At 72.1% G+C, this 14,953-nt stretch carries 15 protein-coding genes; 5 read left to right on the top strand and 10 right to left on the bottom strand.

What is annotated here, in order from left to right; translation table 11 throughout:
- Positions 1-83: 83 nt before the first annotated feature.
- The 7 genes from AB0K00_RS04675 to lysX all read right to left on the bottom strand — a co-directional run bounded on the left by AB0K00_RS04675 (position 84) and on the right by lysX (position 8,931).
- On the bottom strand, positions 84-1,832 hold the full coding sequence (locus AB0K00_RS04675; RefSeq protein ID WP_363515305.1) for an MFS transporter: 1,749 nt from the start codon (positions 1,830-1,832) through the stop codon (positions 84-86).
- Complete coding sequence (locus AB0K00_RS04680; RefSeq protein WP_363515308.1) at positions 1,829-2,254, bottom strand: MarR family transcriptional regulator; 426 nt, start codon at positions 2,252-2,254, stop codon at positions 1,829-1,831. The genes AB0K00_RS04675 and AB0K00_RS04680 overlap by 4 nt, the downstream gene beginning before the upstream one ends.
- Positions 2,255-2,345: 91 nt before the next feature.
- Positions 2,346-3,077, bottom strand: a complete 732-nt coding sequence (locus AB0K00_RS04685) for a hypothetical protein (RefSeq protein WP_363515311.1) — start codon at positions 3,075-3,077, stop codon at positions 2,346-2,348.
- A 127-nt stretch (positions 3,078-3,204) separates the two neighbouring features.
- Complete coding sequence (locus AB0K00_RS04690) at positions 3,205-4,380, bottom strand: cation:proton antiporter (RefSeq protein WP_363515314.1); 1,176 nt, start codon at positions 4,378-4,380, stop codon at positions 3,205-3,207.
- A gap of 8 nt (positions 4,381-4,388) precedes the next feature.
- Positions 4,389-4,871 carry a cation:proton antiporter regulatory subunit gene (locus AB0K00_RS04695; protein WP_363515317.1) on the bottom strand — a complete coding sequence of 161 codons (483 nt, stop codon included), beginning with the start codon at positions 4,869-4,871 and terminating at the stop codon, positions 4,389-4,391.
- A 35-nt stretch (positions 4,872-4,906) separates the two neighbouring features.
- Positions 4,907-5,635, bottom strand: coding sequence for an IclR family transcriptional regulator (locus AB0K00_RS04700; RefSeq protein ID WP_363515320.1), 729 nt, complete (start codon positions 5,633-5,635; stop codon positions 4,907-4,909).
- Between the two features lie 44 nt (positions 5,636-5,679).
- Positions 5,680-8,931, bottom strand: coding sequence for a bifunctional lysylphosphatidylglycerol synthetase/lysine--tRNA ligase LysX (gene lysX / locus AB0K00_RS04705; protein ID WP_363515323.1), 3,252 nt, complete (start codon positions 8,929-8,931; stop codon positions 5,680-5,682).
- Between the two features lie 56 nt (positions 8,932-8,987).
- Here lysX and AB0K00_RS04710 point away from each other — a divergent pair, with 56 nt between their 5' ends.
- Together AB0K00_RS04710 and AB0K00_RS04715 are read left to right on the top strand one after the other, a co-directional pair.
- Positions 8,988-9,491 carry a hemerythrin domain-containing protein gene (locus AB0K00_RS04710; RefSeq protein WP_363515326.1) on the top strand — a complete coding sequence of 168 codons (504 nt, stop codon included), beginning with the start codon at positions 8,988-8,990 and terminating at the stop codon, positions 9,489-9,491.
- Between the two features lie 36 nt (positions 9,492-9,527).
- Positions 9,528-10,232 (top strand): SDR family oxidoreductase, encoded by a 705-nt coding sequence (locus AB0K00_RS04715; protein ID WP_363515329.1) that lies wholly within the window; start codon positions 9,528-9,530, stop codon positions 10,230-10,232.
- On the opposite strand, the gene AB0K00_RS04720 is transcribed toward AB0K00_RS04715, so the two are convergent.
- On the bottom strand, positions 10,221-11,039 hold the full coding sequence (locus AB0K00_RS04720) for a UDP-galactose-lipid carrier transferase (protein ID WP_363515332.1): 819 nt from the start codon (positions 11,037-11,039) through the stop codon (positions 10,221-10,223). The genes AB0K00_RS04715 and AB0K00_RS04720 overlap by 12 nt on opposite strands.
- A 61-nt stretch (positions 11,040-11,100) precedes the next feature.
- Here AB0K00_RS04720 and AB0K00_RS04725 point away from each other — a divergent pair, with 61 nt between their 5' ends.
- Genes AB0K00_RS04725 through AB0K00_RS04735 form a run of 3 tightly spaced genes read left to right on the top strand, consistent with a single transcriptional unit; the run spans position 11,101 to position 13,542 of the window.
- Entirely contained in the window at positions 11,101-12,138 is a 1,038-nt protein-coding gene (locus AB0K00_RS04725; protein ID WP_363515335.1) for a lysylphosphatidylglycerol synthase transmembrane domain-containing protein, read from the top strand.
- 49 nt (positions 12,139-12,187) lie between these two features.
- Positions 12,188-13,192 (top strand): DeoR/GlpR family DNA-binding transcription regulator, encoded by a 1,005-nt coding sequence (locus AB0K00_RS04730; RefSeq protein ID WP_363515338.1) that lies wholly within the window; start codon positions 12,188-12,190, stop codon positions 13,190-13,192.
- A complete protein-coding gene (locus AB0K00_RS04735) occupies positions 13,189-13,542 on the top strand; it encodes a DUF4406 domain-containing protein (protein WP_363515341.1) in 354 nt (117 codons plus the stop codon). Before AB0K00_RS04730 ends, AB0K00_RS04735 begins: the two co-directional genes overlap by 4 nt.
- 16 nt (positions 13,543-13,558) lie before the next feature.
- Here the strand turns inward: AB0K00_RS04735 and AB0K00_RS04740 are convergent, their stop codons facing one another.
- Both AB0K00_RS04740 and AB0K00_RS04745 read right to left on the bottom strand, forming a co-directional pair.
- A complete protein-coding gene (locus AB0K00_RS04740; RefSeq protein ID WP_363515344.1) occupies positions 13,559-14,122 on the bottom strand; it encodes a Uma2 family endonuclease in 564 nt (187 codons plus the stop codon).
- A gap of 108 nt (positions 14,123-14,230) precedes the next feature.
- Positions 14,231-14,944 (bottom strand): helix-turn-helix domain-containing protein, encoded by a 714-nt coding sequence (locus AB0K00_RS04745; protein ID WP_363515347.1) that lies wholly within the window; start codon positions 14,942-14,944, stop codon positions 14,231-14,233.
- Between the last annotated feature and the right edge of the window lie 9 nt (positions 14,945-14,953).

The following is a 14,953-nucleotide window of genomic DNA, read 5'->3' on the forward strand; positions in this document are numbered from 1 at the left end:
GCCGGCACAACGCAGACAGACGGGCCGGCACCCCTCCCACAAGGGGGCCGGCCCGTCCGCCGAACGTCGCTGAGCCCGTGGCGTCACCCAGCGACAGGTTCCTCCGCGGGGGACGGGACAACGCCCTTGGTCGAGGAGGTGGCAGCGCCCTTGATGAGGGAGGCGAGCGCGCCGACGACCGACATGCCGATCGCCAACCAGAACACGATGACAAGCCCGTCGTGGAAGGGGCCGGACACCAGGTGCGGGAAGAACTCGCGGCCGGTGAGGGTGGCGGCGTTGGCGGGCGGGAGCTGGCCGAGCAGTTGCGGGCCGAGCAGGGCCGCGACCGGGTTGTAGCCGAGGAACGCCGCGAAGAGCGTGCCGACCGGCGGCAGGTTGGCGATCGTGTGCGCGGCCGGGGCGGGGACGCCCTGGGCGGTGAGGCCGCCGTCGAGGGTGGCCGGCAGGGAGGTGGACAGGCCGGCGACCATCAGGGAGAAGAAGACGCCGATCGACAGGACCATGCCGGCGTTCTGGAACGTGGCCCGCATGCCGGAGGCGGCGCCGCGCAGGTGGGCGGGGACGCTGGACATGACCAGGGACGTGTTCGGGGCGGCGAACAGGCCACCGCCGAGGCCGTTGAGGAAGACCAGCCCGGCGAACGCCCAGTAGCTGAAGTCGGTCGGCAGGATCAGCAGGCCGCCGAAGGACAGCGCCATGACGAGCAGGCCGCCGGCGGCGAAGAGGCGCGGGCCGTACTTGTCGGAGAGGTGCCCGGAGATGGGTCCCGCGGCGAGGAAGCCGACGGTGAGCGGCAGCAGGTAGATGCCGGCCCACAGCGGGGTCTCCTCGTAGCGGTAGCCGTGCAGGGGCAGCCAGATGCCCTGCAGCCAGATGATGAGCATGAACTGCAGGCCGCCACGGGCGATGGAGGCGAGCAGGCCGGCGATGTTGCCCGAGGCGAACGCGCGGATGCGGAACAGGCCGAGGGGGAACATCGGGTCGGTGACGCGGGACTCGATCCAGGCGAAGAGGCCGAGCACGGCGACGCCGCCGATGAGGCCGGCGAGGACCCACGGGTTGGTCCAGCCCTGGGTGTGCCCGCCGTAGGGCTGGATGCCGTAGGTGATGCCGGCGAGCAGCGCGGTGAGGCCGAAGGCGAAGGTCAGGTTGCCCCACCAGTCGATGCGGCCGGGTCGGCGCAGGCCGGTGTCGTGCAGTGACCGGTAGGCCCACAGGGTGCCGATGATGCCGATCGGGACGTTGACCCAGAAGATGGCCCGCCAGTTCCACTCGGCGAGCAGGCCGCCGAGGACCAGGCCGATGAACGAGCCGGCAATGCCGGCGACGATGTTGACGCCGAGGGCCATGCCGCGCTGGGCGGTGGGGAACGCGTCGGTGAGGATCGCGGCGGAGTTGGCCATGAGCATGGCGCCGCCGACGGCCTGCAGGACCCGCCAGCCGATGAGCCACAGCGCGCCGCCGCCACCGTCGAGCGGGTCGAGGGACAGCGCGATCGAGGTGATCGTGAACAGGGCGAAGCCCGCGTTGTAGATGCGGACGCGGCCGAACATGTCGCCGAGGCGGCCCAGGGTCACCACGAGCACGGCGCTGACGAGCATGTAGCCCATGAGCATCCACAGCAGGTAGCTGACGTTGCCCGGGCTGAGCGGGTCGAGGTGGATGCCGTTGAAGATGGCGGGCAGGGAGATGAGCACGATCGAGGAGTTGATCGTGGCGATCAGCATGCCGAGGGTGGTGTTGGACAGCGCCACCCACTTGTAGTGCGGGTGGTCGGTGCCACCCGACAGGGCACCCCGGAAACCGCCCTTCTGCAGGGTCTCCGTCACGGCGCCAGCCTCTCCAGAGCCGGCAGCGCGGCCGCGATCAGCGCCTCGTCCTGCGCGGACAGGTGCCGCAGCTGCGCGGTGAGGTGCTCGGCGCGCACGGCGCGGCGGCGCTGGAGGAGGTCGCGGCCCGCCTGGGTGACGCGGACCAGCACGACCCGGCCGTCGGTGGCGTCGGTGGTGCGCTCGGCCAGCCCGTCGCGCTCGAGGCGCTGCGCCAGCTGGGTCATCGCGGGCTGGGTGACACCTTCGGCGGCGGCGAGCTCGGTGAGCCGGCGCGGTCCCTCCCGCTCCAGCCTGCGCAGCGTCGAGGCGGCGGTGAGGCTGATGTCGTTGGGTGGGTTGCCGTGCCGCAGCAGGCTGAACAGCCGCTCTACTGCGGCCGTGAGTCGCGCAGCGTCCAGCGCGGTGATGGAGGCGGGCATACTCCAATTTGTATCATGCACTTATAAAAGCATGTTATGTATCAGGTCACAGCGGTGGCGCCGGCGCGCGGCCGACGCCACCCGGCAGGGCTCAGATGCAGCTCTGGTTCTCCACGATGGTCAGGCCGTCAACCAGGTTGCCGTAGCCCTCATCGGTCGAGGCGCTCTCCACCGCCGTCAGGGTCACCCGGGTCGAGGTCTGGTTCGAGCCGGTCTTGTACCAGCCGTACAGGCGCTTCCACGACACGTCGCTGGCCGAGTTCAGGTACGAGAACGTCGAGCCGACGCCGTTGACGTTGCCGTCGTCGTTCTTCGGCGTGCGGCCGAAGTGGATCTGGGTCGCGTCGACGTCCTTGCCGTCGGAGCTGTCGCGGGCCCGGATCCAGAACGACCAGTAGATCTTCGTGTTCGGTTTGGTCTTGATGTCCTGGTAGATCGAGCTGCCGGAGCTGTTGGCGTTGAGCTCGGCGAACTGCTTGCCGAAGCGGGCCGGCACGCCCATGCCGCCGTTCCAGAGCTCGATCTGGCCCTCCGAGTCGTCGGTCCGCCACGCCGGGACGTCGTCCTCGTCGAACAGCTTCCAGTCCGCGTTGCCGATCTTCGGCAGCTCGAAGCCGCCGTTCACGGTCATCTCCTTGCAGACCGGCTTCGGGCCGGGCTTGGGCTTGGCCATCCCGGTCATCCCGGCGCTGCCCGTGCCGCCGGGGCCGCCCGCGCCGTTCGTGCCGGCGGCGGACGCCGGCGTGCTGACGAGCGTGGCGAGCAGTGCCGCGGCCCCGACCACCGGCAGCATCCCGTGCATGGTCCTCGTGCGCTTCAACATGGTGATCCCCCTGTCCGCCACGGCACCGTTGCCGTGGCAACCTCCGCGCCGAGCCAAGCATGCTGACCTGCGCAAAGGCGGACAGTTCGAAGAAATTCCGTATTTCGGGCAAACTTCTCCAGCCGTTTTACGTCGTCGCCGGCCGGCTGCGCCGCCGCAGGTAGAGCCGCACGAGCGGCTCCGCACCGCGGGCCACCAGCGGCCCGGCCACCGCGAGCATCAGCACGTAGGCCGCGGCGAGCGGACCGAGCTTCGCGTTGGTGCCGGCGGCGACCGCGAGCCCCGCGATGACGATGTTGAACTCGCCGCGGGGCAGCAGCGCGGCGCCGGCGCGGACCCGGCCGGTGATCGCCACGCCCGCCCGCCGGGCCGCGAGCCACCCGGTCGCCATCTTCGACGCGATCCCGGCGACCGCGAGCAGCGCCGCGACGCCGAGCACCGGCGGCAGCGCGCGCGGGTCGGTCTGCAGGCCGAAGAAGACGAAGAACACCGCCGCGAACAGGTCCCGCAGCGGGGTCAGCAGCTCCCGGGCGGTGTGCGCGAGGGGGCCGGACAGCGCGATGCCGACCAGGAACGCCCCGACCGCGGCGGAGACCTGCAGCAGGTCGGCGACGCCCGCCACGAGCACGGTCAGGCCGAGCACCTTGAGCAGCAGCACCTCGTCGCTGTCGGAGGCGACGAACCGCTCCACGATGCGCCCGAAGCGCAGCGCGACGACCAGGATCACGCTGACCGTGGCCGCGGCGATGGCGAGGGTCACGGCGCCGCCGAGCAGGCCGACGCCGGCCAGCAGGGCGGTCAGGATCGGCAGGTACAGCGCCATCATCAGGTCCTCGAAGACCAGCAGCGACAGCACGACCGGGGTCTCCCGGTTGCCGAGCCAGCCGAGGTCGCCGAGGACCTTCGCGGTGATGCCGGACGACGTGACGTAGGTGATGCCGCCCATCGCGACGGCGGCGACCGGACCCCAGCCGAGGATGAGCGCCGCGGCGACCCCGGGCGCCGCGTTGAGCACCAGGTCGATCAGGCCGGCCGGGGCCGAGGAGCGCAGCGTGCCGACCAGCTCCGGCGCCGTGTACTCCAGACCCAGCGTGAACAACAGCAGGATGACGCCGATCTCCGCGCCCGCCGAGATGAACTCGGTGCTCGTGGTCAGGGGCAGCACCCCACCGGCGCCGAACGCGAGCCCGGCGAGGAGATACAGGGGGATGGGGGAGATGGAGAACCGCAGGGACAGGGCGCCGAGCAGGCCGAGCGCCAGGATGACCGCACCGAGCTCGATGAGGATCGTGTCGTGATGCATGCCGGCCCCTATCCGTCGGTGAGGAGCGTCGCGACGCCCTCGGTGCCGGCGGCGGTGCCCACGACGACGATGAGGTCGCCGGCGTGCAGGCCGAAGTCGGGTCGCGGGCTGGCGTGCACGTTGCCGCCGCGCAGCACGGCGACGATCGACGCGCCGGTGCGGGTGCGGGCCTGGGTGTCGCCGAGGGTGCGGCCGTCATACGGCGAGCCGGGCGCGATCACCAGCTGCTCGGTGACGAGCCCGGTGACCTGCCGCTGCAGCTCGGCGAGGTGCTCGACGATCCGCGCGGTGCCGAGATACTCGGCGAGCGCGTTTGACTCCTCCGCGGACAACGCCACGGAGACCACGCTGGTATCGGGGTCTTCCTTGTCGTAGATGACGAGATCGCGCCGCCCGCTGCGGTGGGAGACGATGCCGATGCGGCGGCCACGGGCGGTGGTCACCACGTGGCTCGTGCCGATGCCGGGAAGGTCGGTGCGCTCGACGTTCATACCCCATGATACCGGAGGTGGATCAATGCCACCGGTCAGCGACGCAGCGCCTCGCCGAGCTCTTCCGTGGTGCGGATCAGGTTGGCGGCGATCTCGACGGCGTGGTCGTCGGTCAGCCGGGCGAGCGGCACGCCGATGCTGATCGCGTCCGTGGTGCCGGGGACGGCCGCCGCGACGCAGCCGACGCCGGGCTGGAACTGGCCGCGCTCATACGCCCATCCACGCGCCCGGGTCTCGGCGAGCTCCTGGGACAGCGCCGCCCGGTCCACGACGGTCTCGCTGGTGTGCGCCTCGACGCCCAGGTCCAGCAGCTGCGCCACTCGCTCCCGCGGCAGCCAGGCGAGGATGGCCTTGCCGCTGGCGGTGGCGTAGGCGGGCATCCGCCGGCCGACCGCGGAGCCGACCATGTCCTGCGGCGCCTCGCGGCTGGCGATGCAGACGATGCCCGGCGGGTCGAGCCGCACCAGCCGCACCGCCTCGCTCAGCCGGTCCCGAAGCTGCGCCATCAGCGGCCCGGCGAGCCGGACCGTCCGGTCGGTGAGCAGGTAGGCACTGCCCGGCCGCAGCGCCCCGACGCCGATCGTGTAGCTGTCGTCCCCCGCGGCGTGCACCCAGCCGCGGTCCACGAGACTTCGCAGCCGGCCGCGGAGCACGCCCTCGGGCAGGCCGAGCTGACGTAACAGGGACTCGAAGGTCATCCGGTCCGGGGCAGCCGCGAGCCGCTCCAGCACATCGAGCGTCGGGCTCTCACCAGTGATGGGCATTGCGGTTTCGTTTCCCATCTCCGCGCGGTTCAAACATCCGCGGGTCAGTTTTTCTTCACGAGCGGGAACGGCAGCGTCTCGCGGATCGAACGCCCGGTCAACAGCATGACGAGACGGTCCACGCCGAGGCCGAGCCCCCCGCTCGGCGGCATCGCGAATTCGAACGCGTCGAGGAAGTCCTCATCCAGCGACATCGCCTCCGGATCCCCGGCGGCGGCCCGCAGCGACTGCGCCGTCAGCCGGGCGCGCAGCTCGACCGGGTCGACCAGCTCCGTGTACGCCGTGCCGAGCTCCATCCCGAACGCGACCAGGTCCCACCGCTCCGCGAGCCGCGGGTCGTCGCGGTGCTGGCGGGTCAGCGGCGACACGTCGACGGGGAAGTCGGTGTAGAACGTGGGGCGCACCGTGCTGCCCTCGACCAGGTGCTCGTACAGCTCCAGGACCAGCTGGCCGTGGGTCCAGCCGTCCTGCCACGCGACGCCGAGCCCATCGGACAGGTGCCGCAGCTCGTCCACCGAGGCGGACGGATCGACGGCGGCGCCGGCCGCGCGGGAGACCGCCTCGTACACCGGGACCACCGGCCACTCCTCGCGCAGGTCGACCTCGATCCGGTCGCTGTCGTCGCCGCGGGTCAGCACGAAACCGGGACCGGCCTGCGCGGCGGCCAGGATCAGGTCGCGGGCCAGGGCACGCATCGACGTGTAGTCGCCGTAGGCCTCGTACGCCTCCAGCATCGTGAACTCGGGGTTGTGGGTGGCGTCCACGCCCTCGTTGCGGAAGTTGCGCCCGATCTCGAAGACCCGCTCGACCCCGCCGACGGCGAGGCGTTTCAGGTACAGCTCCGGCGCGATGCGCAGGAACAGTCGCATGTCGTAGGCGTTGGAATGGGTGACGAACGGCCGGGCGTTGGCGCCGCCGTGCACCGGCTGCAGCACCGGCGTCTCCACCTCGACGTAGCCGCGGCCGTGCAGGGCGGCCCGCAGCGCGAAGCCGACCGCCGAGCGCAGCCGCACCATGTCGCGGGGCGCCTGGTTGACGATCAGGTCGACGTGCCGCTGCCGGACGAGGGCCTCCGGGTCCGCCAGCCCGCGGTGCTTGTCGGGCAGCGGCCGCAGGCACTTCGCGGTCAGCCGCCACGCGTCGACAAACACCGACAACTCGCCGCGCCTGCTCGTACCGACGACGCCGCTGACACCCACATGGTCGCCGAGGTCGACGGTGGCCCCGAACGTCGGGTCCGCCGTCAGCAGCACCTGCAGGTCGCCCGACCAGTCGCGCAGCGTGGCGAAGCACAGCGCGCCGTGGTCACGCAGCCGCACCACCCGGCCGGCGACGGTGACCAGCGCTTCGGTGCGGGTGTCCGGCGGCAGCCCGGGGTGCGCGGCGCGGACCTCGGCGAGGCTGTGCGTGCGCGGGAACCCCGGCGGATACGGGTCGATCCCGTCGCGGCGCAGCGCCTCGAGCTTGGCCAGCCGCACCCGGATCTGCTCCGGCCGCTTCCGGACCGGCGCCGGCTCGGCGAACGTGGGGATCAGCTCCCGCGGTGCGTCGGCCGCCGCCGGGGTGCCGCGCCGCAGCAGCGTGCGCAGGTTGGGCACGACCAGGAAGCCCTCGGCCGCCGCCGACGCGAGACCGACCTTCGCGAGGTCCCGCACGTCCTCGAAGCACAGGAACCGGGGCAGCCACTGCGGGTTGTACTTCACGTTGGAGCGGTACAGCGACTCGAGTTGGAACCAGCGCGACGCGAACAGCAGCAGCGCCCGCCACAGCCGCAGCACCGGCCCGGCGCCGATGCGGGCCCCCTCCTCGAACACGGCCCGGAACACCGCGAAGTTCAGCGACACCCGCTCCACGCCGAGCCGCGGCGACTCGCGCATCAGCGTGGCGACCATGTGCTCGACCAGGCCGTTGTCGCTGGCCCGGTCGCGGCGCATGAGATCCAGCGACAGCCCGTCGGGGCCCCACGGCGCGAACGACAGCACCGCGACCTCCCGCCCGTCGCGGTCGTGCGCCTCGACCAGCACGCACCGGCCGTCGTTGGGGTCGCCGAGCCGGCCGAGCGCCATCGAGAAGCCACGCTCCGTCTCCGTGTCCCGCCACCGCGCGGCGAGCTCGATGATCCGCGCCATCTCCTCCGCGCCGATGTCCGCGTGCCGGCGGATGCGCACCGTGTACCCGGCCCGCTCCACCCGGTGCACCGCCTGCCGCACCTGCCGCAGCCGGGGCGACTCGAGGTCGAAGTCGCGCACGTGCAGGATCGCCTCGTCGCCGAGCTCGATGACCCGCAGCCCGGCGCGGGCGAACGCGGTCGCGCCCTCCTCGCTGGCGCCCATCACCGCGGGCGTCCACGCGTAGTCGCGGGCCTCCCGCAGCCACGCCTCGATGGCCGGCGGCCACGCGTCCGGCTCGCCGAGCGGGTCGCCACTGGCGAGGGAGACGCCGAAGACCACCCGGTACGTGACGGCGCCGCGCCCGGTGGGGGAGAACACGACCTCCTTGTCCCGGCGGGTCGCGAAGTAGCCGAGCGAGTCGCGGCGGCCGTGCTCGGCGAGCAGCTGCCGGACCCGCCGCTCCTCGTCGGCGTCCAGCGACGCGGTCGCCCGCTGCGAGCGCAGCAGCGCGAACAGCGCCGCGAACAGGGCGACCGCCCCGAACGCGCCGAGGATCAGGTTGACCCAGCCGGCGGCCCGGCCCTGCCGGCCGACGTCGAAGCCGAACGCGCCGCCGAGGACGGTCTTGGCGCTGTACGCGAGCCGCCCGGCCCGGGTCTCCAGCGAGCCCGGGAACATCTCGACCAGTCCCCAGCCCAGCACGATGGACACCGCCAGCAGCACGACGAGCGTGAGCAGCGCCTTGGGCAGGCTGGCCCGCTGGACCCGGGCGGAGAAGCCGCCGCGGGCCAGCCACAGCAGGACGAGCAGCACGACGGTGACGACCGCGTTGGCCAGGCCGGCCGCCGCGCCGTGCCACGGCAGCCGCAGCTCGCGCGCCTCCTCGCCGCGTTCGGCGCCGCCGAGCAGCACGAACACGTCGAACAGGAACTGCAGGCCGAGGAAGGCGACCAGCAGCCAGTAGATGACGTGCTTGCGGTTGTGCACGGCGGCCGCGAGGGTGACCAGGATGGCGGCGTAGCCGAGGTTTGCCGGGGCCGGCAGGAGCAGCGCGTCGACGGTGACCCGGACCGGGTGGACCCGCGATCCGAGCGCCGCGGAGACGGCGGCGACGGCGCAGAGGACGGCCACGGCGAGCAGCCCGCCCGCCATCCAGTCGGGAAGCCTCTCACGCAGCGTCTTCACGGGCACATCATCCTTGCCCCGTTTCAGAACACCCGCGCCGGGTGATGATGGCGGGTATGGACGACATCACCGCGCTCATCCTCGACGACCACGCCGCGTTCCGCCGGGGGTTCGCCCGCCTGGACGACGCCCGCGGCGAGGAGCAGCTCACCGCCGTGTGGGAGGCCCTGGCCCTGCACCTGGAGATCCACGCCGAGGCCGAGGAGCGGATCCTGTACCCGCACCTGCTCAAGGAGGGCTCGTCGGAGACCGCCGAGGAGGAGACCGACGACGCGATCCGCGACCACAACAAGATCCGCGACGCGATCCAGGCCGCAGCGGAGCAGAAGGTCGGCTCCGACGGCTGGTGGAAGGCGGTCTGGGAGGCGCGCACCGAGAACAGCGAGCACCTCGCGGAGGAGGAGGACGAGGTGCTGCCCGACTTCCGCAAGCACGCCGACATGGACCTGCGGGTCTCGCTCGGCGCGCAGTGGCTCACGTTCTACGGCGAGCACCCCAGCGGCAAGGGCCTCAACTTCCACGACAAGGATCCGAAGCGGTACATCCAGGAGAACAGCTGACGCATACCGGTCCCGTTCCAGGGGATCTACCGGCGCATGACAACTGTGCTGATCACCGGTGGTCTCACCGGCATCGGACGGGCCACCGCGTCGGCGTTCGCCGGCCAGGGCGCGGACGTGGTGGTCGCCGGCCGCCATGACGCCGAACTGCCCGCAGGCGCTGTCTTCATGCACGCCGACGTGCGCCGTGAGGACGACGTCCGGCAGCTCGTCGACGACACTGTCACGCGCTTCGGCTCCCTCGACGTGGCCGTCAACAACGCCGGGACGGAGGGTGCGCCCGGCACCGTGCTGGACCAGTCCGCCGAGACCTACGCCGACACCTTCGACACCAACGTGCTGGGCACGCTGCTGAGCATGAAGCACGAGCTGCGGGTCATGCTCGGCCAGCGGCACGGCAGCATCGTCAACATGTCCTCGTACCTCGGCCACCAGGGCGCGGCCGGCACCGCGATCTACACGGCCAGCAAGCACGCCGTCGACGGCCTCACCCGCGCCGCGGCGCTGGAGGCGGCGGGCAGCGGGGTGCGGATCAACGCGGTCGCGCCCGGGCCGATCGACACGCCCATGCTGCAGCGCGAGTTCGCCGACCCGCAGACGGACCTGAACGTGGGCGTGCCGCTGGGCCGCATCGGCACGCCGGACGAGATCGCGAAGGCGGTGCTGTTCCTCGGCTCCGACGCGGCCAGCTTCATGACCGGCGAGGTCATGTACGTCGACGGCGGCGCCTCAGCTGGGTAGCTGCAGGCCGTGGCGGCGCAGGGCCTCCTCGACCGTCGCGCACACCGTCTCCACCACCAGCACCCGGGCCGTGGGCTTGTCGTCGCCGGGGATGACGTGCCACGGCCCGGCCGGGTGGTCGGTGCGCTCCAGCATGTCCTCCACCGCCCGCTTGTAGGCCGGCCGCTTCTCCCGGTTGCGCCAGTCCTCGTCGGTCAGCTTCCACGAGCGCAGCGGGTCGTCCTGCCGGCTGCGGAACCGGCGCAGCTGCTCCTTGCTGGAGATGTGCATCCAGAACTTCACGATGACCATGCCCTCGGCGGCCAGGGTCCGCTCGAACTCGGTGATCTCGTCGTAGGCCCGGCCCCACTGCTCCTCAGTGGCGAAGCCCTCGACCCGTTCGACCAGGACCCGGCCGTACCAGGACCGGTCCAGCACCGTCATGCCGCCCCAGCCGGGCAGCACCGGCCAGAACCGCCACAGGAAGTGGTGCCGCTTCTCGTCGAACGTCGGCGCGGCGAACTGCGACACGCGCACGTGCCGCGGGTCGAGATGGTCGACGAGCCGCTTGATCGAGCCGCCCTTGCCGGACGCGTCCCAGCCCTCGAACACCACGCACAGTGGCGGCCCCAGCTTCGCCGCCTCGCTCGGGTCGTCGCCGCCGATCTGCCCACCCAGCGTCAGCCGGAGCCGCAGCAGCCGCTCCTGGGCCGCCTCGAGGCGCTGCAGCGCCTCGTCCTTGGGCAACGTCGCATCCAGGTCGACCTTCGACAGCCGCTTCATGGCCATCAGCGTGCCACGCCACGGCAGCGTCCGCGTGATGAGCACAACTCACTTCTTGATGAGTTCACCGGGTGCATTGCCCTGCGGAGGTGCGACAGTACTTGGTATGAGCACGAAGCGGGCGCTGCGGGTCGCCGCACTGCTCGTCGTGCTGGGCGTGGCCGTGCTCACGCTCAAGGACAAGCTGCCGGACCCGGCCCAGATCGGCGCCACCATCGCCTCGGCGAACCCGTGGTGGCTGGTCCTCGCCGCCGCGGCCGAGATGACCTCCCTGCGGCACTTCGCCCTGCAGCAGCGCCGCCTCCTGGCCGGCTTCGGGGTCAAGATGTCGGTGCCCCGCGCGGTCGCGGTGACGTTCACCCGCTCCGCGATCTCCTTCAGCCTGCCGGCCGGCTCGGCGATGTCGGCCGGGTTCGCGTTCCGCCAGTTCCGCACCGCGGGCGCGAGCCGCCGCACCGCAGGCGCCGTGGCCGTGCTGTCCTCGGTGCTGTCCGGCGTCGCCCTGATCCTCATGTACGGCGCGGTCGTGCTGATCCCACGCGGCGGCGCGACCGGCAACGCCGACACCCTCGTGCTGGTGCTCGGGTTGCTGGTGACCGCCACCGTGGTCTTCGCGCTGGACTTCCTGCTCTCCCGCGGCGGCCGCGGTGTGTCGTCGCCGCAGCCGGAGCACCCGGAGGACGAGGAGAAGCCCGGGCCGCGGCCCGGCCTGACCGCCCGGGGCAGGGCGGCCGTCGGGCGGACCGTGACCGACCTGCGCCGCCTGCCGCCGCGCTCATGGGTGCTGTCGCTGGTGCACGCCACCGTCAACTGGGGCCTGGACTTCGCCTGCCTGGCCGCGACGGCGGCGGCGTTCGGCATCGACGTGAGCCTGGTGCGCCTAGCCACGGTGTACCTGACGGTCCAGCTGCTCCGGCAGGTGCCGATCAGCCCCGGCGGCATCGGCGTGGTCGAGGTCGCCCTGCTCGCCGGCCTGGTCTCCGCCGGCGCGGAGCAGGGCGCGGCGGCCGCCGCGATGCTGGTCTACCGGCTGCTGTCCTGCTGGATCATCATCCCGCTGGGCGCGCTGACCTACGCCACGCTGCGCCGCGGCGCGACCCCCGCACCGGAACCGGCGCCCCGCCAGCCAACCCCGGTGGCGTAAACCTCACACAGATCTTTCAAACTTCACAAGGTCCTGTTAGGTTCGGTCCGTGCACGTACCGGATCGACTTGACCTCACCCTGCGCCTGGTTCGCGGCAGCGGCCGGCTGACCCTGGCGGAGCTGTCCGGGCGCCTCGGCGTCTCGGAGATGACCGTCCGCCGCGACCTCGACCAGTTGCAGGAGCAGGGCCTGGTGCGCCGGGTCCGCGGCGGCGCGGTCGCCCTGGACGTGTCGAGTGACGAGGCCGGGTTCGCGGTCCGCGAGCAGTGGCAGGCCGCCACGAAGGCCCGCCTGGCGCGTACGACCGCCGAGCTGATCGCCCCCGGCAGCACCGTCCTGCTCGACGCCGGCACCACGACGGCCGCGGTCGCCGCCGCCCTGGCCACCCGCTTCGGTCTAAGCCCAGCCGCAGCCAGCTCCACCGCCTTTGCCGACTCCACTGCTTTCACCGCCGGTGCCGGTCGTGGCGTGGCCGGTGCCGCTGCCGGTGGTGACGCGGCCAGTGCCGGTCGTGGTGCTGCCGGTGGTGGTCGTGGCGAGGAGGACGGCCGGGGCGAGGGGGACGGCCGGGGCAGAGGGGACGGCCGGGGTGCGGGGCCGCTGACGGTCGCGGTGCTCAGCCTGCAGGCGGCGGTGCGGCTCGCCGACCAGCCCGGCATCCGGCTGCTCATCCTCGGCGGCGAGTCCCGCGCCGGCGAGCGCAGCCTCGTCGGCCCCCTCGCCCTGAGCGCCCTGGACCAGCTGCGCTTCGACACGTTCGTCATGTCGATCGGCGCCGTCCATCACGACCTCGGCTGGTCCGAGTTCGACCTCGACGACGCCGCCGTCAAGCGGGCCGCGCTGCGCCGGGCCGGCCGGACCATCGTCGTCGCCGACGCCACGAAGCTCGGCGTCCAGGCCTTCGCCCGGGTCGCCCCGCTCGACGCCGTCGACACGTTCGTCACCTCCGACGCCGCGCCCTCCGGCGAGGCCGCCGCAAGCACCCTCGAAGCGCTGCGCGCGGCCGGCGTCGACGTCATCACCACCGACAACCTTGAGGAGCACCCGTCATGATGATCCTGGTAGCCGGCCCGTACCGCTCAGGCACCGGCGACGACCCCGCCAAGCTGCGTGCCAACGTCGACGCGATGAACGACGCCGCCGTCCACCTCTTCCGCGCCGGCCACCTCCCGGTCACCGGCGAGGCCCTTGCCCTGCCGCTGATCGAACGGGCCGGCTCGGCCACCGTCGGCGACCCCGTCTTCGACGAGATCTTCCACCCGATCTCCGCCCGCCTGCTCACCCACTGCGACGCCGTGCTGCGCATCGGCGGCCCCTCGGCCGGCGCCGACGAGATGGTCGCCCAGGCCCGCTCGGAGGGCAAGCACATCTACACCACGCTGACCGAAGTCCCAGCGGCGTGACCCGAGCCGGCCCCGGCTACCGGAAGACCCGCCGGGCCAACGTGTCCGGGTCGAGGGTGAAGGCGAACGGCTCCCCGATCGTGAGCGTCTCGCCCGGCCCGACCTTCGCGTCCTCGACGTAGTGCGCGCCGTCCAGCCGGTGCAACCGCATCGTGACGGATCCCGGTGGCTCCTGCTCGACCAGCAGGTAGCAACCGATCCCTGCCTCAGCATAGAGCTGCATCTTGATCGTCCGGTCGGTCACGGCGTTGCCGGGTGAGACGATCTCGACGATCAGCGCGACCGCCGGAGCTTCGATCATGGCGTCGCTGTCGACGTGCGCCACCACGATGTCCGGAATCATGAGGCGACCCGTGCGCAACCGGACGTTGGCCGCCTCGAGCGTCAGCAGACCGGCGTCGTCGGCGGCCGTGTCGAGCGCCGTCGCCAGGAGCCAGGACAGCCTCTGGTGTCGGTTGGTCGGTGCCGGGCTCGCCAGCAGGCTCCCGTCGAACAGCTCGATGCGGTGCCCGGCCGGTTCGAGGGAAAGGTAGTCGTCCTCGGTCCAGATCCCCGCATGATCGAGCGCGCCAAAATCCATGCGTTCACGCACCTCCCGACGGCTGCTGTCACCAGCCTGCCATGCGGCGGGGCCATCGACGACGCGTACGTCTTGAAGGGTCACCCGCTCATTTTGTCACATGAGAGCTTATGATGACAACTCGCGGCCGACGGTGCGTTCGGGGCGGGCGGGGCGGGGGACGCCGGCGAAGGAGATGAGCTTGAACCAGGCCGGCACGCCGCGGCGCAGGTCCTCCGGGCCCTGGATGTCGACGGCGCCGCTGCGCAGGGCGTCGGACCACTCCAGGTCGCCGAGCCAGACCTCGACCATGCTGCGCAGGTCGGCGGTGACCCGCACCGCCACGTCGAAGCCGGGGTCGGCGTCGCACACGTCGGCGTCGGTCGGGGTCAGCACCAGCCACCAGTTGCGCTGCGCCGCGGGCACGGCAGGGAACTGGAACTGGATCACGGTCCGGCCGGCGGGGACCGCGTCGTGGTCGACCCGGTGGTGCATGTCCCAGAGCAGGATCTTCGGGTCCAGGTCCTGGTCGCCGAGATGGCCGATCCAGCGGATGCCCCACTCGCCGAGCGCGCTCACGATCGGGGCCAGCTCCCGCCCGGCGGGTGAGAGCCGGTAACGGACCTCGGCGCCGGACTTGTGCCGCTCGGCGACGCCGGCGGCGACGAGGTGCTGCAGCCGCTTCGACAGCAGCGTCGGGGACATCCGCGGCAGGCCGCGGCGCAGGTCGTTGAAGTGCCGGTCGCCGCCGACGAGCTCGCGGACCACGAGCAGGGTCCAGCGCTCGTCGAGCAGCTCCATGGTCTTGGCCACCGGGCAGAACTGGTAGTAGGACGCACCCATGCCCGCACC

The organism is Dactylosporangium sp. NPDC049525 (genome assembly GCF_040676755.1).
Classification (GTDB): Bacteria; Actinomycetota; Actinomycetes; order Mycobacteriales; family Micromonosporaceae; genus Dactylosporangium.

Excerpts from the sequence above, each read along its gene's own strand:
- AB0K00_RS04680 (WP_363515308.1), bottom strand. The coding sequence starts at position 2,254 with ATGCCCGCCTCCATCACCGCGCTGGACGCTGCGCGACTCACGGCCGCA.
- AB0K00_RS04685 (WP_363515311.1), bottom strand. The coding sequence starts at position 3,077 with ATGTTGAAGCGCACGAGGACCATGCACGGGATGCTGCCGGTGGTCGGG.
- AB0K00_RS04690 (WP_363515314.1), bottom strand. The coding sequence starts at position 4,380 with ATGCATCACGACACGATCCTCATCGAGCTCGGTGCGGTCATCCTGGCG.
- AB0K00_RS04695 (WP_363515317.1), bottom strand. The coding sequence starts at position 4,871 with ATGAACGTCGAGCGCACCGACCTTCCCGGCATCGGCACGAGCCACGTG.
- AB0K00_RS04700 (WP_363515320.1), bottom strand. The coding sequence starts at position 5,635 with ATGCCCATCACTGGTGAGAGCCCGACGCTCGATGTGCTGGAGCGGCTC.
- AB0K00_RS04710 (WP_363515326.1), top strand. The coding sequence starts at position 8,988 with ATGGACGACATCACCGCGCTCATCCTCGACGACCACGCCGCGTTCCGC.
- AB0K00_RS04715 (WP_363515329.1), top strand. The coding sequence starts at position 9,528 with ATGACAACTGTGCTGATCACCGGTGGTCTCACCGGCATCGGACGGGCC.
- AB0K00_RS04725 (WP_363515335.1), top strand. The coding sequence starts at position 11,101 with ATGAGCACGAAGCGGGCGCTGCGGGTCGCCGCACTGCTCGTCGTGCTG.
- AB0K00_RS04735 (WP_363515341.1), top strand. The coding sequence starts at position 13,189 with ATGATGATCCTGGTAGCCGGCCCGTACCGCTCAGGCACCGGCGACGAC.
- AB0K00_RS04740 (WP_363515344.1), bottom strand. The coding sequence starts at position 14,122 with ATGGATTTTGGCGCGCTCGATCATGCGGGGATCTGGACCGAGGACGAC.
- AB0K00_RS04745 (WP_363515347.1), bottom strand. The coding sequence starts at position 14,944 with ATGGGTGCGTCCTACTACCAGTTCTGCCCGGTGGCCAAGACCATGGAG.